The sequence below is a fragment of the Proteiniborus sp. DW1 genome (assembly GCF_900095305.1).
GTDB lineage: Bacteria > Bacillota > Clostridia > Tissierellales > Proteiniboraceae > Proteiniborus.
The window spans coordinates 127,512-148,222 of record NZ_FMDO01000044.1 but is presented as its reverse complement, the minus strand read 5'-3'; the positions used below and the strand labels follow the sequence as shown (position 1 = coordinate 148,222).

18 protein-coding genes and 1 other annotated feature are annotated in these 20,711 nt (G+C 33.4%); of the genes, 14 read left to right on the top strand and 4 right to left on the bottom strand.

All coding sequences use genetic code 11. The features are described 5' to 3' along the window. Positions 1 to 82 precede the first annotated feature (82 nt). Positions 83 to 1,126, top strand: coding sequence for a sporulation integral membrane protein YtvI (gene ytvI, locus DW1_RS11840; RefSeq protein WP_074350827.1), 1,044 nt, complete (start codon positions 83 to 85; stop codon positions 1,124 to 1,126). An 81-nt stretch (positions 1,127 to 1,207) separates the two neighbouring features. On the opposite strand, the gene DW1_RS11835 is transcribed toward ytvI, so the two are convergent. Together DW1_RS11835 and DW1_RS11830 are read right to left on the bottom strand one after the other, a co-directional pair. Then, positions 1,208 to 1,450, bottom strand: coding sequence for a DUF2249 domain-containing protein (locus DW1_RS11835; RefSeq protein WP_242942496.1), 243 nt, complete (start codon positions 1,448 to 1,450; stop codon positions 1,208 to 1,210). A gap of 192 nt (positions 1,451 to 1,642) precedes the next feature. Continuing rightward, on the bottom strand, positions 1,643 to 2,635 hold the full coding sequence (locus DW1_RS11830) for a lipoate--protein ligase (protein ID WP_074350825.1): 993 nt from the start codon (positions 2,633 to 2,635) through the stop codon (positions 1,643 to 1,645). Between the two features lie 202 nt (positions 2,636 to 2,837). Here DW1_RS11830 and DW1_RS11825 point away from each other — a divergent pair, with 202 nt between their 5' ends. From DW1_RS11825 to iadA, 3 genes are all read left to right on the top strand, one after another. Further along, positions 2,838 to 3,149: a LysO family transporter gene (locus DW1_RS11825; protein WP_074350824.1), complete on the top strand. Its 312-nt coding sequence runs from the start codon at positions 2,838 to 2,840 to the stop codon at positions 3,147 to 3,149. Then, positions 3,139 to 3,732, top strand: coding sequence for a LysO family transporter (locus DW1_RS11820; RefSeq protein WP_074350823.1), 594 nt, complete (start codon positions 3,139 to 3,141; stop codon positions 3,730 to 3,732). Before DW1_RS11825 ends, DW1_RS11820 begins: the two co-directional genes overlap by 11 nt. Before the next feature lie 154 nt (positions 3,733 to 3,886). Continuing rightward, a complete protein-coding gene (gene iadA / locus DW1_RS11815; RefSeq protein WP_074350822.1) occupies positions 3,887 to 5,059 on the top strand; it encodes a beta-aspartyl-peptidase in 1,173 nt (390 codons plus the stop codon). Between the two features lie 47 nt (positions 5,060 to 5,106). On the opposite strand, the gene DW1_RS11810 is transcribed toward iadA, so the two are convergent. Beyond that, positions 5,107 to 5,889, bottom strand: a complete 783-nt coding sequence (locus tag DW1_RS11810) for a formate/nitrite transporter family protein (RefSeq protein ID WP_074350821.1) — start codon at positions 5,887 to 5,889, stop codon at positions 5,107 to 5,109. Positions 5,890 to 6,222: 333 nt separating this feature from the next. Continuing rightward, positions 6,223 to 6,434, top strand: a binding site (T-box leader). Positions 6,435 to 6,859: 425 nt separating this feature from the next. Here DW1_RS11810 and leuS point away from each other — a divergent pair. Next, positions 6,860 to 9,268 (top strand): leucine--tRNA ligase, encoded by a 2,409-nt coding sequence (gene leuS / locus DW1_RS11805; RefSeq protein ID WP_074350820.1) that lies wholly within the window; start codon positions 6,860 to 6,862, stop codon positions 9,266 to 9,268. An 81-nt stretch (positions 9,269 to 9,349) separates the two neighbouring features. On the opposite strand, the gene DW1_RS11800 is transcribed toward leuS, so the two are convergent. Continuing rightward, the gene (locus DW1_RS11800) at positions 9,350 to 9,811 is read right to left on the bottom strand and encodes an Hsp20/alpha crystallin family protein (RefSeq protein WP_074350819.1); all 462 of its coding nucleotides are present in this window, start codon (positions 9,809 to 9,811) and stop codon (positions 9,350 to 9,352) included. A 690-nt stretch (positions 9,812 to 10,501) separates the two neighbouring features. Here DW1_RS11800 and DW1_RS15575 point away from each other — a divergent pair. From DW1_RS15575 to DW1_RS11760, 9 genes are all read left to right on the top strand, one after another. Beyond that, positions 10,502 to 10,657: a hypothetical protein gene (locus tag DW1_RS15575; protein WP_159433588.1), complete on the top strand. Its 156-nt coding sequence runs from the start codon at positions 10,502 to 10,504 to the stop codon at positions 10,655 to 10,657. Positions 10,658 to 10,681: 24 nt separating this feature from the next. Continuing rightward, on the top strand, positions 10,682 to 12,469 hold the full coding sequence (locus DW1_RS11795) for an ABC transporter ATP-binding protein (protein ID WP_242942492.1): 1,788 nt from the start codon (positions 10,682 to 10,684) through the stop codon (positions 12,467 to 12,469). A 36-nt stretch (positions 12,470 to 12,505) separates the two neighbouring features. Continuing rightward, entirely contained in the window at positions 12,506 to 14,365 is a 1,860-nt protein-coding gene (locus DW1_RS11790) for an ABC transporter ATP-binding protein (protein WP_074350817.1), read from the top strand. A gap of 69 nt (positions 14,366 to 14,434) precedes the next feature. Then, positions 14,435 to 14,722, top strand: a complete 288-nt coding sequence (locus DW1_RS11785; protein WP_074350816.1) for a hypothetical protein — start codon at positions 14,435 to 14,437, stop codon at positions 14,720 to 14,722. Between the two features lie 147 nt (positions 14,723 to 14,869). Further along, positions 14,870 to 15,601, top strand: coding sequence for a GntR family transcriptional regulator (locus DW1_RS11780; RefSeq protein ID WP_074350815.1), 732 nt, complete (start codon positions 14,870 to 14,872; stop codon positions 15,599 to 15,601). A 35-nt stretch (positions 15,602 to 15,636) separates the two neighbouring features. Next, on the top strand, positions 15,637 to 16,920 hold the full coding sequence (locus tag DW1_RS11775; protein WP_074350814.1) for an amidohydrolase family protein: 1,284 nt from the start codon (positions 15,637 to 15,639) through the stop codon (positions 16,918 to 16,920). 40 nt (positions 16,921 to 16,960) lie between these two features. Continuing rightward, complete coding sequence (locus DW1_RS11770) at positions 16,961 to 17,911, top strand: MDR/zinc-dependent alcohol dehydrogenase-like family protein (protein WP_074350813.1); 951 nt, start codon at positions 16,961 to 16,963, stop codon at positions 17,909 to 17,911. A gap of 27 nt (positions 17,912 to 17,938) precedes the next feature. After that, positions 17,939 to 18,976 (top strand): S-methyl-5-thioribose-1-phosphate isomerase, encoded by a 1,038-nt coding sequence (mtnA, locus tag DW1_RS11765; RefSeq protein WP_074350812.1) that lies wholly within the window; start codon positions 17,939 to 17,941, stop codon positions 18,974 to 18,976. A gap of 12 nt (positions 18,977 to 18,988) precedes the next feature. After that, positions 18,989 to 20,710: an ABC transporter ATP-binding protein gene (locus tag DW1_RS11760; protein WP_074350811.1), complete on the top strand. Its 1,722-nt coding sequence runs from the start codon at positions 18,989 to 18,991 to the stop codon at positions 20,708 to 20,710. Position 20,711 lies beyond the last annotated feature (1 nt).

Genomic DNA, 20,711 nt, shown 5'->3' with positions numbered 1-20,711 from the left:
ATTTTTCTAGTATTTTCATGTAGCCAACTGTATAATTATCTTAATAGGTTCAAAAATTATCCAGTAAGATGGGGGAAAGAGAATGTTTGATCAGGCATTTTTGACTAGGCTTAAGAAATCTGCTATATTCTTTGCTATATTTACAGCGATATACATATTGTTTTTCCTTACATTACCTTATACAATACCATTTGTGCTGGCTTTTATATTAGCTCTCTTAATCAGACCAATAAATTTATTCATTCAGAAAAAGCTTAAGCTTCCTAATGTAATTTCTTCATTAATTACAACTATATTAATTTTTGCGCTTTTGATAGTTGTTGTAACAGCTTTAATTTATAAAATTACAAATGAGGCCATCTTACTTGTCGGAAAAATTCCTAGCATGGATGTTATTCTAGATTATATTAAGCACTTTTTATATGAAGCTGAAATTATTTTCGTACAGCTTGATGCATCTATAGTGGAAAAAGTTTATCAGTATTTAAGCTCCATGGCCACTAGTGCATTAAATCTAACAATAAAGCTACTGAACTCAGTATTATCTTTTGTACTAAAGCTACCATCGGTTCTAATGCTCGGTTTTATTACTCTTTTAGCTACTTTTCTATTTTCAAAAGATATGAGCCTGTTCAATAGAAATTTCTACTCTATCTTTTCAAATGATGGAAAGGAAAGAATGGAGTATATTGTGAAGCATGCTGTTGGAATGGTTACGGGATATGCTAAAGCCTTTTGCACTGTAATTCTAATCACATTTATTGAGACCTTAATAGGCTTTACTGTACTAGGAGTTGATTATGCCTTTCTCCTAAGCTTGTTAGCTTCATTCATGGATGTGTTACCGATTGTAGGAGTAAGCATAGTTTATATTCCATTAGCCATATTTTATTTTCTTACAGGTAAAACTTTTATAACTATTGGTTTATTAGTCTTATTAGGGGTAGTTACTATAGTTCGTCAAACAGTAGAACCAAAGCTTGTATCTACGACACTAGATATACACCCAATAATGATACTAGCAGCTATATTTATAGGGCTTAAGGCTTATGGTTTTGTTGGAATGATTTATCTCATAGCATTAATTATTTTCTATAAGGTTTTAACAGAAGTAAAGGCATTATAAAGAATATATCTAAATAAGGAGACAAGATGTTCACTTAAATGTAATACTCTTGTCTCCTTTCTATATATCAGCTTTAAATGACTAAATAAAGCTTAAGTATCTTTTTTCAACAGCTACTTTCCATTGTTCAGGGCCTTCTTCTAAGTATCTCCAATCAAGCTTAGTTCCTCTTTCATCATCAAGATGATTGAATAATGTACTTGGATCACTGTTGTCAATTAAGAGCATTTGCTCACCTAAATTTAAAGTATCAAAAGCATCAAATACAGCTTTATGCTTGTCATTATGATTAAAGTTACTTAAATCTACAGTTTTTACAGGTATATCAATCTCCTCCTTTTAGGATTTTATAATTATTATACTCAATATTTTAGATTGTATTTCATATATTTTATGGAATTTTAGGTATTATAAAAATGACATCAACCATAATTATATGATTGATGTCATAACGTGAATTTTTGCTTTCTATTCACGAGGGTTAGTGCACAGTACTCCTTGATTTCTTTTCAAGTTTTATTCGAAGAACATACAATCAATAAAATCATCAATTGTTATTCCGTAAAAATACTCTTCAAAACTAGCAGAAGCTAATACATTTCTTACTGAGCTTTCATTAAAATTAGTATTAATGAGGAGTTTTTCTAGACCAGAGACTTCTTTTTTACCAAAGAAGTCACCAAATATCTTACATTCTTTAATAACTCCATTTTGAACATTAAGCCTTATATCTATACTACCACCTGCGTATCTCTTAGATTTTTGCAGGTCGAAGTTAGGTGACTCCCCATAATTCCATTCCCAAGTACTGTATTTTTCATCCTTCATTTTATTTATAGCTGCTATATCTTCATCTGTAAGTACATACTCTTTATTTTCTTCACTTGAATTAAGTATAAATTGGGAAAGACCCTCTTTAAATTCCTTTGCATTCATTTTTACTGGTAGATGGTCATAGACATTTGTAACCCTGCTTCTGACAGATTTTATTCCTTTTGACTCTATCTTATCAAGCTTCACATTTAGTGCATCCTTAAGTACATCCAAATCAGTATTGAATAAAATGGCTCCATGGTGAAGCATTCTGTTCTTAAAGTAGTATTGGGCAGTACCAGAAACCTTTTTACCATCTATGGTGATGTCATTCCTTCCAGTAAACTCTGCTTTTATTCCTAGCTCAGCTAAATAATCAATAACAGGCTTAGTGAATTTTCTAAAGTTGTTAGCACTATCACCTTCAGTAGTGGTGATAAAGGTATAGTTTACATTTTCAAGGTCATGGTATACAGCACCACCGCCAGACATTCTTCTGACTACATTGATGTTATTTTCTTTAATAAATTTGCTGTTGATTTCTTCTATGGTGTTTTGGTTTCTTCCAATAACTACAGTAGGCTCATTAATCCATAAAATTAGAATATCTTCTCCTAAGTCAATATTTTTGAGAGCATATTCTTCTAATGCAAGATTAAAGTATGGATTATTAGATTCATTTTTTATATATAACATTTTTCCACCGTCCTTTTGTTTGCTTTATCATATAGAGATAATATACCCCAAAAACGTAAGATTGAAAAGTATAGTTATCAAAAAAGAAATATTAGAGCAGTATAATATGTTTTTAGAAGTTATTTTTGATAGGCGACTTATTGACCATATATAGATAGTAATGATAATCTAATTCTAGGACTAAATAGAAAGGAGAAAGCATATGAGCATTAGACTATTATTATATTTAGGAATACTAATCTTTGGAGGATATTTTGGCTACAAGGGGTATGGTGGGAAAAACCTTGATTCCAAGCTTGGAGTTATCCAAACAATATGTCTTTTATTTTTGCTTTTTATTATGGGACTAAAAATGGGACTAGATGAGAAAGTGATTTCGTCATTTTTAGAATTAGGTTTTCAGGCTTTAGTGATATCAATTTTTACAATTACTTTTAGTGTTATACTAGTAAAGCTAATTAAAGGCTTCGTTATAAAAAATATACAACAAGGAGAACAGAAAAATGAGCATTAAGATTATATTAGCAGTAGCGGCGGGTATTGGAGTAGGATACTTTGTACTGCCCAGTGAAATACTAAAATATACTGATTATATACTAGATATAGGATTGTGCTTGCTTTTGTTTTTTGTAGGTATTGATATAGGAAAAAATAAAGATGTTCTTGAAAAAATAAAGAAAATTGGATTTAGAGTGCTTCTAGTTCCTATTATGATTATAATTGGAAGCATACTAGGAAGTATTGTGGCAGGGCTTATATTAGGTATACCAGTAAATGAGGCAGGAGCAGTAGGGGCTGGACTAGGATGGTACTCACTATCTTCAATGATGCTAGCCACATATTCGTCAAAACTTAGTGCATTAGCGTTTATTTCTAATGTAACTAGGGAGATTATTGCACTACTTACAATTCCACTTATATCAAAATATATAGGAGATATCGAAAGTATTGCACCAGCAGGAGCTACTTCAATGGATACATCATTGCCTTTGATAGCAAAATCTACAAATCCACAAACTGCTATAATAGCCTTTATAAGTGGGGTAATAGTATCTACTTCTGTACCTATTCTAGTGTCCTTTATGATTAAAATCTAAGGTGAATCAAAGGGACGGGTGAATCAAAGGGACGGGGTGAATCAAAGGGACGGAGTAACTGCTTCATGAATCAAAGGGACGCATGAATCAAAGGGACGGAGTAACTGCTTCATAATTTGTTTTTCATCAGATAAATATATAGGAGGGAGTTCAAATGCTTAAACTTATTAAAAACGGAGAAGTGTATTCACCAAAATACATAGGTAAAAAAGATATTCTCTTAACTGGAACCAAGGTTGGATATGTAGATGATAATATCAATTTGCCAGATAATTTTGTAGATATTGAAGTCATAGATGCAACAGGATGTATAGTGACTCCGGGCTTTATAGATGGGCATGTTCATATAACTGGTGGTGGAGGAGAAGGAGGGTTCAAAACTAGAACCCCAGAAATACAACTTTCTGATATAACAAGAGGAGGAGTCACCACAGTTATAGGCGTTCTAGGAACTGATGGAACTACTAGGACTATGTCAAACTTACTGGCAAAGGCTTATGCCTTAGAAGAAGAAGGTATAAGTTGCTACGCTTTGACAGGCTCTTATCAGGTCCCAGTTAGAACTATTACAGGTAGTATTCAGGATGATATTATACTCATAGAAAAGATAATCGGTGTTGGAGAGATAGCTTTATCTGACCATAGATCTTCTCAACCTACAATAGAGGAGATAGCTAAAGTGGCTGCTGAAGCAAGGGTAGGAGGTATATTATCTGGTAAAGCAGGGACTGTAACTATACATATGGGAGATGGACATAGAAATCTCAGTTTTATAAAGAAAATAACAGAGAAAACAGAAATACCACCGAGTCAATTCGTTTTAACTCATGTTCTACGTAATCCAGAGTTATTTAAGGAAGCCATAGATTATGCTAAAAATGGGGGAATTGTAGATTTCACTACAAGTACAACAAATTCCCCTGAGGAAAAAAAGCTTACACCTGGAAAAGCTCTAAAAATCATGCTTGAAGAAGGAGTTAGCATTGATAATATAACATTTACATCTGATGGACAGGGAAGTCTACCTATATTTGACAAGCAAAATAGGTTTGTAGATCTGGGAATTGGGAGGGTAACTTCTCTATATACTGCTGTGAGGGAAGCAATCTTAAATGATGAAGTCCCAATGGAAGTTGTATTAAAAGTCATTACTTCCAACCCTGCAAATATCTATGCACTTAAGAGCAAAGGCAATATTGAAGTTGGCAAGGATGCAGACATAGTGTTATTAAAAAAAGATGATTTAAACATAAATACTGTAATAGCAAAGGGTAAAGTAATGTATGAGAATGGAGAAGTAAAGATTAAAGGTACATTTGAAGAATAAAGAATGCGGAAGTCTGTTATATATAGCAGAATTTCCGCATTCTTTAATTAATTTTTCTTTGCAGGTAAAATATATGTAATATAATATACTAATGGAATAAATACTCCTCCGCTTGCTACATTTCCTAAAGTGACTGGAATAAGATTTGATATCCAGATATCCTTCCAACTAGTAGGTAATCCAGAGAATATAGCAAGAGGAAGATAAAACATGTTAGCGACACTATGCTCGAATCCACTTAGAACAAATAACATTACTGGAAACCATATAGACAGTACCCTTGAACCTATATCAATTGCAGAGGAAGCTGACCATACTGCAAGCACAACCAATATATTGCAAAGAAATCCTCTAAGAAAAGCAGTTTGAAAGGATAAAGAAATTTTAGCTAAACCAATATTTTGTGTAGTAGATAGGACATTTTCACTAACTAGTCCTGAATTATATACTATATACGCTAATATTACCGAACCTATAAAGTTACCTAAGTAAACAAAAAACCAGTTTTTTATCATTTTAATGAATGTTATTTTCTCATCTAGTAGTGCCATTGTCATTAGATTGTTCCCAGTAAAAAGCTCACTTCCTGAAAAGATTACTAGCATTAAGCCTGCGGGAAAAACTAATGCACCTAAGAACTTTGATAATCCAACATCTATATTACTTATGGTTTGTGTTATTAAAATATTGGCAAAAGCTCCAAACCCAATTAACATTCCAGCCATTATTCCAAGAATCAGCATTCTAGTTACAGATAGGCTTGCCTTTGTTTCTGCAGAATGGATAATTGCTTGTGCAACCTCTGAAGGTGCTAGATATCTTTTTTCCATGTAAATTCTCCTACTTTCTTATGTATTGGTTGATAATATAACTATGATATAAAATCACTTAAAAAGCTTTGATATTTTATAGTTCTATTTATTACATACTTTGACTGAAAGCTCGTTATAGAAAATAGTATTGCGATTATTCAAAATAAACCTTGTTATAAGGTTCAATAAGTAATAAATATGGCTTAATTAATAAAGTATTTATATAAGTATTTTTTCACTATAACCTGCAAATAATACACCTAATATAATATGTTGAACGCACAATATAAAATTAATATAAATAGTATTTGCTTTATAGATAAAAATTTGGTACAATACCATATAATTAGAATATTTGCGTTGAAGAGAAGTAGTAGGCTATGAAGTTGCTTTTAGAGAGTCGTTGGCTGGTGAAAAACGATAGCAATAGTAACCGAACTCGTCTCCGAGCTATTAGAGTGAAGTATATTAGCTCTAGTCGGATAAATCCGTTAAAATTATTGAGTGGATAGTAAGCATTTTACTATCAATTAGAGTGGTACCGCGAACCTTTCGTCTCTATATGAGTTGAAAGGTTTTTTTATTTTTTATAGTTTTTAATAGAATACACACTCACGGGTAGCAGTCTCTTTACACAAATTTATTTGCTCGCTACGCTCACATAAATTTGGTAAGAGTTGCATTTGACCTACCATCGATTCATTTCATGAATCGGGTTAGGTCATAATCGGCCATGAATAATTCTATAGCTCATTCCAGCAAAAAATCCTACAGCTTGCAAACTCGCTTCGGTTAATGGAGTTACAGAAATCTTTGATTTCGTCGTAACTCCTTATGCCAGCGTTTGCTGGCCTTACCTTAATAAAAGTGCTTAACGGATTTTTCACTTACATTCGCTAAGAATTATAGTCATGTCCTGCAAATGTTCGTTTAGTATTCTATTTAAAAACTTGAAAATATATAACATTGAAAGTTTAGGAGTGAGAGTATGAGAGAGTATAATCCAAAGTCAATTGAAAAGAAATGGCAAGATATTTGGGATGAGAAAGGAACATTTTATGCTTCCGATGATAAATCAAAGCCAAAATACTATGCATTAATAGAATTTCCTTATCCATCAGGTCAAGGATTGCACGTTGGTCATCCTAGACCATATACAGCCCTTGATGTAGTATCTAGAAAAAGAAGAATGGAAGGATATAATGTTTTATATCCAATGGGATGGGATGCTTTTGGACTTCCAACTGAAAACTATGCAATACAAAACAAGATACATCCTGCCATTGTAACAGAAAGAAACGTTGCAAGATTTAAACAGCAGCTTAAGTCATTAGGTCTATCCTTTGACTGGTCAAGAGAAATCAATACAACTGACCCAGAATACTTCAAATGGACTCAATGGATATTCTTAAAGTTATTTGAAAAGGGTTTAGCTTATAAGAAAGAAGCATCTATTAACTGGTGTACTAGCTGTAAAGTTGGATTAGCTAATGAAGAAGTAGTAAATGGTGTATGTGAGCGCTGTGGTGGAGAAGTAGTAAGAAAAACTAAAAACCAATGGATGTTAAAGATAACCGAGTATGCAGAGAGATTAATCAAGGATCTTGACCTAGTTGATTATATAGACAGAGTTAAAATACAGCAGAAAAACTGGATAGGTCGCTCTGAAGGTATGGAGGTAGACTTTGCAATAACAGGAGATAGAAAAATAAGAGTGTTTACTACAAGACCAGACACACTATTTGGTGTAACCTACATGGTGCTATCGCCTGAGCATCCACTTATAGATGAGCTTAAAGACAAAATCAGTAATTTTGATAAAATAGAAGAATACAGAGAATATGCTAGTAAGAAATCAGATTTTGAAAGAACTGAGCTGGTAAAAGAGAAGACAGGAGTAGAAATTGAGGGAATAAAGGCTATTAATCCAGTGACTGGAAAGGAAATTCCAGTATGGATATCTGATTATGTGTTGATGTCCTACGGTACAGGAGCTATAATGGCTGTTCCTGGACATGACAGCAGAGACTGGGAATTTGCTAAGAAGTTTGGTCTTCCTATAATAGAGGTTGTATCTGGAGGTAATGTTGAAGAAGCTGCCTTTACTGATACAGAGGATGGGACCATAGTAAACTCTGACTTCATAAATGGACTTCCAGTAAAAGAAGCAAAGGAAAAGATTAGTGACTGGCTAGAAGAAAAGAGACTTGGAGAAAGAAAAGTAAACTATAAACTAAGAGACTGGGTATTCTCAAGACAAAGATATTGGGGAGAGCCTATACCTTTAGTTTACTGTGAGAAATGTGGCTGGGTTCCAGTACCTGAAGATCAGCTTCCAGTACTACTTCCAGAGGTAGAGACCTATGAACCTACAGATAATGGAGAATCACCACTTGCTAATATTAGAGAATGGGTAGAAACAACTTGTCCAAAATGTGGAGGCCATGCAGAAAGAGAAACTGATACTATGCCTCAATGGGCTGGCTCATCATGGTATTTCTTAAGATATACAGATCCACATAATGATAAGGAGTTAGCAAGTAAGGAAAACCTTGATTATTGGCTTCCTATAGACTGGTACAATGGTGGAATGGAACATACTACACTTCACTTATTGTATTCAAGATTTTGGCATAAATTCTTATATGATTACGGAATAGTACCTACTCCAGAGCCATATCAAAAAAGAACATCACATGGAATGGTACTTGGAGAGAACAATGAGAAGATGTCAAAATCAAGGGGCAATGTAGTAAATCCTGATGAAATAGTTGATGAATTTGGTGCAGATACTCTAAGATTATATGAAATGTTCATAGGTGACTTCGAAAAAAGCGTTCCTTGGTCTCAAAATGGAGTGAAGGGCTGTAGAAGGTTCCTAGATAGGGTATGGAGACTTCAAGATATTCTAGTTGATGGTGATGAGTATTCAAAAGAGCTAGAAACAAGTATGCATAAGACAATTAAGAAGGTAAGTGAAGATTACGAAACATTGAAATTTAATACTGCTGTAGCAGCACTTATGAGTTTACTAAACGAATTTAACGATGCAGGAAAAGTAAATAGAGCCGAGTTTAAAACGTTCCTTGTACTATTAAATCCAGTAGCTCCACATATAACAGAAGAAATATGGGATATAAATGGATTTGGTGGAATGCTAAACGAGCAATCTTGGCCTACTTGGGATGAAGCTAAAACTGTAGAAGATGTAATAGAAATAGCAGTTCAAATTAATGGTAAGGTAAAAGGCACTATATCAATTCCAGCAGATGCAACTCAAGAAATAGCTAAAGCTAAACTAGTAGAAGATGAAAAGTTACATGGACTAATAGAAGGCAAGACTATAGTAAAAGAAATATATGTACCAGGTAGAATATTTAATATAGTTGTAAAATAAAAAATTCCATAGAACTGCAAAAGTCCAGCTAAATCAGCTGGACTTTTTGGGCTTTTTGTTACATAGATATAAGAGGGTAATCTAGTTGATATCAATTTTTCTGCTATTCTTAGCTTTTACTTCTTTTTTTGGTAGAGAGATTGATAAAATTCCATTTTCAAATTTAGCTTTGATATCTTCAGCTTTTACATTTTCTAAATAGAAACTTCTAGATTGAGAGCCATATCTGCGTTCTTTTCTGATGTAGTTTTCTTTAGTTTCTTCAATTCTCTCATCTCTTTGAACAGAGATAGTAAGCATATCATCTCTTAGTTCAACTGTTATTTCATCTTTGTTTACTCCTGGTAGTTCGGCTTCTAGGACGTATTTGTTGTCTTGTTCTTTTATGTCAACCTTCATTTGACCAACACTTTGAACTTGAGGGAAGAAATCGGTGTTAAAGAAGCTTTCTATGAAGTTGTTGAAGCTATCGAAATTAAAGAAGTCACTTGGTCTACTCATCATCCCTCTATTTCTTCTGTTATATGGACTTAAACCAAACATATTTAAAACCTCCTTAATTTTATTTGACTTTGACTTTCTTTGACCTTACACTTTTATTATATTATATTTATATTGATATTCAAGTATGATTTGAGATGAAAAACAAGGAATATATAAAAATATTATAAAAATTCTCATAATATCTCGATAATACTAGTAATTTTTTAATTTTCTAATATTGTTTTTTGAAAATATTACATTTATATTACAAAGCAAAAAAGTAGTTGTATTTTCCATATTCTTATAATATACTATTTTATGTTAGAAAATATTTCAAAAAGGAGGTCGTGTCATGAATATCAAAGTAAATATTCTAATCATTAAAAACAGAATAAAACTAAATAATTTATATACACGACCGGTATTTTTTGAGGTGCTTTTTTAGTATTTTTTAACATTGTACTATGTAAAAGTAGCCATAGGGTTGTGTATATTATCCTATGGCTTTTTGTATTTATATAGGGTTATTATGCCTTTTTGAAGCATAATACCTTTGTATTCTTTAGAAGCCATGGGAAATAATAATCCTGTGGCTATTTTTATGCTCTAATCTAATTTTCTGAATGTTTTTATCAGAAAATATAGGAAGCTCAGAAATCAAGTTTTTGAGTACTACAATTATCCCAAATCAAAGATTTGAGTAATTGTAGCATAGGGCAAAGGCAATGAGAACCAAATTTACACGACTGAATGGGAGTGAAGAAATTTGTGTTTCAAAACTGCAAATTACAGATCATAGGGAGGAATTATTATGAAAAAGCTATTAAAAAGAAGAATGGAACAGAGTTTTATTATCGAATCAGGTTGACAAATGGAATTACAAAAACATCAAAGGACGGTGAATAATTAATGGACAGTATTAAATTATTAATGAAATCAATGAAGGGGAACAGATTGTTATATGTTGGTGCAATACTGAGTGTAGCACTGGCTACAGCATTTACATTGGCAGGGCCTTTAGTTATTAGTTTTACTATTGACTCAGTAATAGGAGATAAACCAATGGATGTACCTAATTGGGTACTAAGTATAATCGATTCATTAGGTGGTAAAAACACATTAGCTCAAAATCTTTGGATATGCAGCTTAGCACTTATAATTCTAACTATAGGAAGAGGATTATTTACTTACTTAAGAGGTAAATGGTCAGCAGTGGCATCTGAGTCTATAGCTAAAAATCTTAGAGAGAAAGTATATGACCACTTACAGCATTTATCTTATGAATACCATGTAAAGGCTGAAACGGGAGATTTAATACAAAGATGTACTTCAGATATTGAAACTATAAGAAGATTTCTTGCAGTTCAATTTGTTGAAATAGGATATGCAGTATTCATGATTACATTTGTATTAAGTATATTACTTTCTTTAAGCGTTAAGCTTACTTTAATCGCAATGTTAGTAGTTCCAGTAATTTTTGTAGCTGCTATAGTTTTCTTTATAAAAATGAGAGATGCATTTCAAAAGTCAGATGAGGCTGAAGGTAGACTCTCAAATGTACTTCAAGAAAATCTTACTGGAATAAGAGTAGTTAGAGCTTTTGCTCGTCAGCAATATGAAATAGATAAGTTTGATGAAAAGAATGTTGAATTTAGAGGTTTGACTTACAGACTGATTAAACTACTTGCATGGTACTGGGCTTTATCAGATTTAGCATGTCTATTACAGATTGGAGCAGTATTGGTATTTGGAGCATATTGGGCAGCTATGGGAGAAATATCTCTAGGTACATTAGTAGTATTTACAACCTATGAGGGAATGCTACTGTGGCCAATAAGGCAAATGGGTAGAATTCTAGCAGATTTCGGGAAGATGATAGTTTCCTTGAAGAGAGTAGGGGAAATATTAGATGAACCTTTAGAGGTAACAGATAAAAATCAGCTAAAGCCTGAAGTAAAGGGAAATATAGAGTTTAAGGATGTTTGTTTTGAATATGAAAAGGAAAGACCTATTTTAAAGAATGTATCATTTAAAGTTAAACAAGGGCAAACAGTAGCTATACTAGGTCCTACAGGCTCTGGTAAATCTACTTTAATTCATCTTTTAGGTAGACTCTATGATTATCAGAGTGGTTCTATTAAGATTGATGGCATAGAGCTTAAGGAGATAGATAAGAAGTGGATTAGAAAAAATGTAGGTATAATCCTACAAGAGCCTTTTCTATATTCAAAGAATATTAAGGATAATATAAAAATTGCAAGGAAAGAGGCATCTGATTCTGAGGTTTATGAAGCAGCAAAAATAGCTTCTATCCATGATGTAATATTAGACTTTGAAAAAGGCTACGACACATTAGTAGGGGAGCGTGGAGTTACTCTTTCAGGAGGACAAAAACAAAGAGTTGCCATAGCTAGAACTATAATAAATGACTATCCAGTTTTAGTGTTTGATGATTCTCTTAGTGCAGTAGATACTGAAACTGATGCAAATATAAGAAAGGCTCTAAAGACGAGGAAGGAAAAGACTACAACATTTATAATATCTCACAGGATTTCAACATTATCAGAGGCAGATATTATACTTGTATTAGATGGTGGAGAACTAGTACAGTCTGGTACTCATGAAGAACTAATAGGACAGCAGGGGCTATATAGGCGTATTTGGGAAATTCAAAATGCCTTAGAGGAAGAGCTATTAATAGAGACTAAAACAGTTTAGACCTATAGGTTTTCGACGAAAAAGGTGGTGTAATAAATGAGTTCTTTTCAAGAACAAGATTATAATAGTAAATTTGACTTAAAATTGTGGAAAAAGATTTTTTCTTATGCAAAGCCACTAAAAAAGCAATTAATAATACTATGTTTTTTAATGGTAAGTCTAGCAGTTATAGATGCAATTTTTCCACTGATGACAAGATTTATAGTTGATAACTATGTAGTAGAAAAAAATTTAAAGGGAATTACAATCTTTAATAGTATCTATATTGATGGAATTGTAGTTTTTGGGATAGTGTATTTTCTTTTAATTGTAATCCAAGTATTTACAATAGGTTTCTTCATAGCTATAGCAGGAAAAGTGGAGACAGGGCTTGTTTATATTATTAGAAGAAAGGGTTTTAAACACTTACAAGAGTTATCATTCTCATATTTCGATACTACTCCTGTAGGGTGGATAATGGCCCGTATGACGTCAGATATTCAGAGACTAGGAGATACTATTGCATGGGGCATTGTTGATATGGTTTGGGGATTTGTTTTAATGATTACAACGACTATTGTAATGTTATTTCTAAATTGGAAGCTAGCATTACTAGTGCTATTAGTGATGCCTATATTAGCAGTAGTAAGTATGTATTTTCAACAAAAAATATTGAAAGCACATAGGCAAACTAGAAAGATAAATTCACGTATTACTGGTGCTTTTAACGAAGGAATAATGGGTGCTAGAACTACAAAAACACTAGTTAGAGAAGAAGAAAATCTAAATGAGTTTGTTGAATTAACAACAAGCATGAAGGCTAATTCCATAAGAGCAACAGTATTTTCTTCATTATTCCAGCCAGTAGTATTGGTACTCTCATCTATAGGAACTGGTTTAGCAATTTGGTATGGAGGAGAGAGTGTGTTTTCAGATGCTATTAGCTATGGTACCTTAGTAGCATTCATATCATATACAGTTCACTTCTTTGAACCTGTTAGAGAGGTGGCTCGTGTCTTTGCAGAGTTACAATCAGCTCAGGCTTCTGCAGAAAGGGTTATGTCTATGATAGATACTAAGCTTGAAATAGAAGATAGTGAAGATGTAATAAAAGAGTATGGGGACTCATTTAATTCAAATAAAGAAGCTTGGCCAGAGATTAAGGGAGATATAACTTTTAAGGATGTTACATTTGCCTATAATACAGGCGAAAAGGTTCTTGAGAATTTTAATCTTCATATTAAAGCAGGAGAGACAATCGCCTTAGTTGGAGAAACAGGTTCAGGAAAAAGTACCATAGTAAATCTTGCTTGCAGGTTTTATGAGCCTACAAGTGGTCAAATACTAATAGATGGTATTGATTACAAAAAGATGCCATTACTTTGGTTACACTCTAATTTGGGATATGTACTTCAGGGACCTCACTTATTTAGCGGAACCATTAAGGATAATATTAGATATGGAAAGTTAGATGCTAGCGAGCTAGATATAATAAGAGCAGCAAAGCTAGTAAATGCTCACGAGTTCATCAAAAAGCTAGAAAAGGGCTATGATACAGAGGTAGGAGAAGGAGGAGGTAAGCTATCTACAGGTGAAAAACAGCTTATTTCATTTGCTAGAGCAGTACTTGCTGATCCTAGAATATTTGTACTAGATGAGGCTACTTCCTCAATTGATACAGAAGCAGAACAAAAAATCCAAGATGCTATACACAAGGTATTAAAAGGAAGAACTAGTTTCATCATAGCACACAGACTTTCTACAATACGTACAGCAGATAGAATCCTTGTAATAAAAGACGGTAAGATAATAGAAGAAGGAAATCACCATAAACTATTAGAGAAAAAAGGATATTACTATAGACTGTACACAAATCAATTTATAGAAGAGCAGAATGCAAAGATACTCAAGGGATAAGAAAAGCATAAAGCAGCCTCAACTTAGGCAAAATATTATAAGGGACCATAGGGAAAGGAGGCTTGCACTTTGAGAAAGATGTTTGTAACCTTAAAAGAAAAAAGGGCTATACTAAATTCCTTTAACAATGTTGTAGAAGTAAAAGATGATAATAATGTATTTTCATACTATTTATCTGATGAAAATACACATAAGCTCATAGCAAAAGGGTTTAATGAAGGTGGAGAAGGATATATATATAACAAGAATTACAACGATTATAATAAAAATAGAAATGGCTGGATAGATGTCAAGGACTTCACAGCCAATGGAATTAGAGACTTGTTAAGAGATACCATTTCTTCAAACCTCCATTAATATAATTTTCAAAATAAGCAGTTCATTAATTGACTAATGAGCTGCTTTTTTTCTAAGAAAGCATATTGACAGAAAATTCAGATGGTGTTATTATTTATTTAAGGTGTCAGACGTCAGACGTCTGACAAGTAAAAGGAGTTGTTATATATGAAAAACAAAGAAAAATCTGTTTCTCTAAGCCAAAAAGTGAAAGAGAAAATAATAGAGTACATAAAAGAGAGAAATCTCCAGCCCGATAGTCTGCTACCTTCAGAAGTACAGCTAATGGAAATGCTTGGAGTAAGTAGATATACTGTAAGAGAGGCGCTAGCGTTATTGGAGCAGGATAAAATATTATATAAGATTCAAGGGAAAGGTACGTTCATAAACAAGGTGCCTACACATATTGAAAGTGGACTTGAAAAACTAGAGAGTATAACTGAAATAATTGAGAGCTTTGGATATGAACCAGGTACTATCTGGATCGATATCAAGGAAGAACTTCCTACAAAGGATATGATGGATAAAATGGGATTAAAGGAAGGGGAAAAAGTAATAACTTTTACTAGAGTTAGGACAGCAAATCAAAAGGTTGCAGTATATTGTGTAGATACAATAAAAAAGATGGCCGACATGGAGGAAGTACCAAAAAGAATTGAAGATGAATCTATGTTTGACTATTTTAAGAAAAAATATGGAATAGAACCAGAATATGCTATAGCAGATATTATTCCTACTTTGCCAACTGCTGAAATGATAAAACATATGAAGATAAAAAAGAACCAGCTATTTTTACTATTACATCAAATTCATTACGATAAAGAGGGTAATCCTCAAATTTATTCTATGGATTATTTTAATACTGATGTATTTAAGTTTAAGGTTAATAGGTTAAGATAAAATATAAAATATAAATCTAACAAGGAGGATATTACATGAATATTTTAATAAAGAACGCTTCAGTCTTTACTGTAAGTGGAGATATTGAGATTTTAGAAAAGACTAGTATAGCTATTGAGAATGGGACAATAAAACATATAGGTATAGTACCAGAGAATTTTAAAGCAGAAAAGATTATTGATGGAACAAATAAACTAGCAATGCCAGGGTTAGTAAATTCCCATGCACATATTGCTATGTCTCTCTTTAGAAATTATGCTGATGATTTACCATTCTGGACATGGTTATTTGAAAGGATAATGCCTCAAGAAGAAAAGCTAATACCAGAACACGTATATTGGGGCTCTATGTTAAGCATAGCGGAGATGATCAGATTTGGAGTGACATCCTTTGCTGATATGTATTTCTTTATGGATGAAGTAGCTAAAGCAACAGAAGAAACTGGCATAAGAGCAAGTTTATGTATAGGTATGTCTGATAGTGGGGACCAGCAAGCTAAGTTAAAAAACACTGGAGAATTCTTTGATAATTGGCATGGTAAAGCCGATGGGAGAATAACTGTAATGGCAGGACCACATGCTCCATACTCTTGTAGTCCAGAGTTTTTAACGAAAATAATAGACATGGCATCAGAAAAAGGAATGAGAATCCATATACATTTATCAGAAAGCAAAAAGGAAATTGAAGATAGCTATAATCTACGTGGAAAATCTCCTATAAAACATGTTTATGATTTAGGACTTTTTGACCTGCCTACATTAGCTGCACACTGTGTTCATTTATCAGATGAGGATATAGCTATACTAGCAGAGAAAAAGGTAAGCGTAGCTAATAACCCAGGTAGCAATCTAAAACTAGGAAACGGATTTGCAAGAGTTGAAGACATGTTAAGAAGTGGAATAAATGTAGCACTTGGAACTGACGGCTCTGCAAGCAATAACAATCTCAATATGTTTGAGGAAATCAACCTAGCTGCTCTAATAAATAAAGGCTATACAGGTGATACAACTTCAATACCTGCTACTACTGCCCTTAAGATGGCTACCTTAAATGGAGCAAGAGCATTAGGCATAGAAAAAGAAGTAGGAACACTGGAAGTTGGTAAAAAAGCAGATATTATAATGCTAGATTTGAATAAACCGCATTTCTATCCAAGATATAACTTAGTAGCATCGTTAGCTTATTCAGCTCAGGCGTCAGATGTGGAAACTGTAATAGTAAATGGTAAAGTACTGATGGAAAACTATGAATTAAAGACAATAGATTTAGAAAAAGTAATGTTCAATGCAGAAAGATGCGCAAAGAGCCTATTCCAATAATCGATTCTAAACTTAGCTTGTTTGAGAAAAGGGTGAGTATGTGAGGGGATTATATTTTGATGGAAAGCTGAGATATAGGGAAGACATAGAAATACCTAAGATTCAGGGCGATGAATCTTTAATAAAAGTGATTTATGCTTCAATATGTAATACGGACAAAGAGATAATAAAGGGATATAAAAGCTTTACAGGTATATTAGGACATGAGTTTGTAGGGATAGTAGAGGATTCTTCTAATAAAAGGCTAATTGGAAAAAGAGTAGTTGGTGAGATAAATATAGGCTGTGGTAGTTGTGATTTTTGTAAAGGAGGATTTGAAAATCATTGTAGGAGCAGAAAGATACTTGGAATGACTGACAAAAATGGAGCATTTGCAGATTACATTACCCTTCCAAACAAAAATTTACACCTTGTTCCTGACAATGTATCAGATATAGAAGCTGTATTTACTGAACCTTTAGCTGCAGCGCTACAGATAACTGAAATGTACCATGTTAAACCTACTCACAAGGTTGCGGTAATAGGTGATGGAAAGCTAGCGCAGCTTATAGCCCAAACACTAAGTCTAACAGCATGTGATTTAACGGTAATAGGAAAGCATTTGGAGAAGCTGGCGCTTCTAAGAGATAAAGCTAACACAATTTTACTAAAGGATGCTAAATTTCAAAATTATTTTGACCTAGTAGTTGACTGTACTGGAAATGATAAGGGATTAAAATATGCTGTGGAAATAGTAAAAGCTAGAGGAATAATAATACTTAAGAGCACCTATAATTCTGATGCCGTTCTAAACCCAACAAGCTGGGTTGTTAATGAGATAACTGTATTAGGTACAAGATGTGGACCCTTGGATGCAGCGTTGCGGCTTTTAGAAAGAAAGCTAATATCCGTCAATGAATTAATAAGTGGGATATATTCACTTAAGGACTTTGAAGACGCATTTGATTCTAAAAATACATTAAAGGTTGTGTTTGACTTAAAAAAATATTAGACAGGTATAACAAAGGAGGATAATTTAATGAAAGAAATTAATGCAATTGAATATAGGGATGGCACCTTATACCTTATAGACCAAAGGAAACTACCAATTACATATGAAATATTTCAGTGTAAGACATATAAAGATGTGGAATTTGCTATTAGGGATATGGTTGTAAGGGGAGCTCCTGCCATTGGAGCTGCAGCAGCATATGGAGTAGTTCTCGCTGCAAAAGAGTTCATAGATAATAGCAAAGGTGATTTTCTAAAGAATATGGAGGAAGCCCTTGGTGTGCTAAATAAATCAAGACCTACAGCAGTGAATCTAATGTGGGCTATACGAAGGATGAGGAATCTCATAGAAGAAAACAAAGAGTTATCAGTAAATGAAATATGCAAAAAGATAGAAACAGAAGCAGATAAGATTCTCAATGAGGATATAGAAACCAACAAAAAAATGGGCAAACATGGGAATAAAATTATACCTGAAAAAGCTACTATTCTTACACACTGCAATACTGGAGCCTTAGCTACAGCAGGTTTCGGAACAGCTTTAGGGGTTATAAGAGAAGCATTTTATACTGGTAAGGATATATTTGTATACGCAGACGAAACAAGACCTAGGCTTCAGGGTGGAAGACTTACTGCATGGGAGCTAAAGCAGGAGGGAATACCAGCCAAGCTTATTGCTGACAACGTAGCAGCTACTTTGATAAGGGACAGTAAGATTGATGTAATACTAGTAGGTGCAGATAGAATAGCTTTAAATGGAGATACTGCAAATAAAATAGGTACATTTATGTTATCAGTAGTTGCAAAAGCTTATAATGTACCATTTTATGTAGTTGCTCCTACTACTACTATAGATTTTGACACAGAAACTGGGGAAGGAATAGAAATTGAAGAAAGAAGTGGTGAAGAGGTTACTCATATTGAAAATATCAGAATAGCACCAGAGGGAATTGAAGTGTATAATCCAGCATTTGATGTGACTCCAGGTGAGAATATTACTGGTATTATAACAGAAAAGGGGATAGTTAGAGCACCATATAAAGAAAACATATTAAAACTTAAGTAGGGGGTAAGACAATTGGATAATAATGTGAATCAAAAAGCTATATCCATTAAGAACCTAACATTTAAGTACAAGGACCAAAAAGATAAAAATGCCATTGAAAACATAAATTTAGATATTGAAAAGGGACAATTTGTAGTAATAATGGGCCCTAGTGGTGCTGGCAAGTCCACTTTAGCAAATTGTCTAAATGGATTAATACCCCATTTTATTAGAGGACATTACAGTGGTGAAGTCACAGTAAATGGAGTCAATGCCAAGGAGAATAATGTTAGTAGAATGGCGAAAGAAATAGGATTGGTTTTCCAGGATTTTGAATCCCAGCTTTTTTCCACAAATACACTGCTTGAAATAGCATTTGGCCCTGAAAATTTTAGAGTTGAAAGAGAAGAAATAAAGCGAAGAATCGATAAAGTGTTAAAGACAGTTAATTTACAAGGTTTTGAAGACAGGCAACCTTCAACATTATCAGGTGGGCAGAAGCAAAGACTAGCTATAGGCTCTGTACTTGCTTCACAGCCTAATGTCATATGTATGGACGAGCCTACTACAGATCTTGATCCTGTAGGGAAATTAGGGATATTTACTATAGCAAAGGAATTACACGAGAATAAAGATCTTACACTGATTATAATAGAACATGAGACAGAAGAGGCTCTGAATGCTGATAGAATCATAATAATGGAGGATGGACATATTTTAAGAGATGGATCTCCTAAAGATGTCCTTAGAGAAATCGAGTTAACTGATGGTATTGGAATAATGTCTCTTCAAATTCCTAAGTTTTTTTCAAAGCTTTCCTTGCTTGATAAAGATGAGTTGCCACTAACTCCAGAAGAAGGATTAGAAAGATTTAATAGTCTAAATCTAAAGATAGATGAAGAAAAGTATGAAGAACTACTTAAAAAAGAGAAGGAGAGAGAAAGTAAGTATGGAGATGTAATTATAGAAGTAAGAGATTTAGAACATACTTATCCAAATGGAAAGACTGCTTTGAAAGGGGCAAATCTGAAAGTAAGAGAAGGCGAGTTTTTAGCTGTGCTAGGACATAATGGTAGTGGGAAGACTACACTAGTAAAGCATTTTAACGGTTTATTACAACCAACAAGTGGAAGTGTAATAGTTAATGGTAAAGATACAAAGAATACAACGATATTTGAAATTGGGAAGGAAGTAGGATATGCCTTTCAGAATCCTGATCATCAGATATTTGCTGACACAGTATACGAGGAAGTAGCCTTCAGCCCTAAAATTAGAGGCTGCTCAAAAGAGGAAATAGATGAAAGAGTAAAGGAAGCATTGAGAGCAGTTGATATGGAGGGATACGAGGAGGAAGACCCGTTTTCACTCACAAAGGGTGGAAGGCAGAGAATAGCAGTGGCTTCTATCTTATCTGCAAGGCCTAAGGTAATTATATTGGATGAGCCTACTACAGGACTTGATTATAAAGAACAGAGACAGATGATGGAACTGATTAAGAAGCTTAATGAAAGTGGACATACTATAGTCATGATTACTCATACAATGTGGGTAGTTTCTGAATATGCACATAAAGTAGCAGTTATAAATGATGGTGAGATAAAGATGTATGGTAACACTAGAGATGTATTTAAGAATGAAGAGGAACTTTTAAAGTCATATCTAAAGACACCTCATATAGTAAGTTTAAGTAACAAGCTGGGTAAAACAATGTTATCAGTAGATGAAATGATTAGTTGTACTAAGGGGGCGAAATAAC

Coding starts and splice junctions, on each gene's coding strand:
- ytvI (WP_074350827.1), top strand. CDS start 83: ATGTTTGATCAGGCATTTTTGACTAGGCTTAAGAAATCTGCTATATTC.
- DW1_RS11830 (WP_074350825.1), bottom strand. CDS start 2,635: ATGTTATATATAAAAAATGAATCTAATAATCCATACTTTAATCTTGCA.
- DW1_RS11825 (WP_074350824.1), top strand. CDS start 2,838: ATGAGCATTAGACTATTATTATATTTAGGAATACTAATCTTTGGAGGA.
- DW1_RS11820 (WP_074350823.1), top strand. CDS start 3,139: ATGAGCATTAAGATTATATTAGCAGTAGCGGCGGGTATTGGAGTAGGA.
- iadA (WP_074350822.1), top strand. CDS start 3,887: ATGCTTAAACTTATTAAAAACGGAGAAGTGTATTCACCAAAATACATA.
- DW1_RS11810 (WP_074350821.1), bottom strand. CDS start 5,889: ATGGAAAAAAGATATCTAGCACCTTCAGAGGTTGCACAAGCAATTATC.
- leuS (WP_074350820.1), top strand. CDS start 6,860: ATGAGAGAGTATAATCCAAAGTCAATTGAAAAGAAATGGCAAGATATT.
- DW1_RS11800 (WP_074350819.1), bottom strand. CDS start 9,811: ATGTTTGGTTTAAGTCCATATAACAGAAGAAATAGAGGGATGATGAGT.
- DW1_RS15575 (WP_159433588.1), top strand. CDS start 10,502: ATGGGAGTGAAGAAATTTGTGTTTCAAAACTGCAAATTACAGATCATA.
- DW1_RS11795 (WP_242942492.1), top strand. CDS start 10,682: ATGAAATCAATGAAGGGGAACAGATTGTTATATGTTGGTGCAATACTG.
- DW1_RS11790 (WP_074350817.1), top strand. CDS start 12,506: ATGAGTTCTTTTCAAGAACAAGATTATAATAGTAAATTTGACTTAAAA.
- DW1_RS11780 (WP_074350815.1), top strand. CDS start 14,870: ATGAAAAACAAAGAAAAATCTGTTTCTCTAAGCCAAAAAGTGAAAGAG.
- DW1_RS11775 (WP_074350814.1), top strand. CDS start 15,637: ATGAATATTTTAATAAAGAACGCTTCAGTCTTTACTGTAAGTGGAGAT.
- mtnA (WP_074350812.1), top strand. CDS start 17,939: ATGAAAGAAATTAATGCAATTGAATATAGGGATGGCACCTTATACCTT.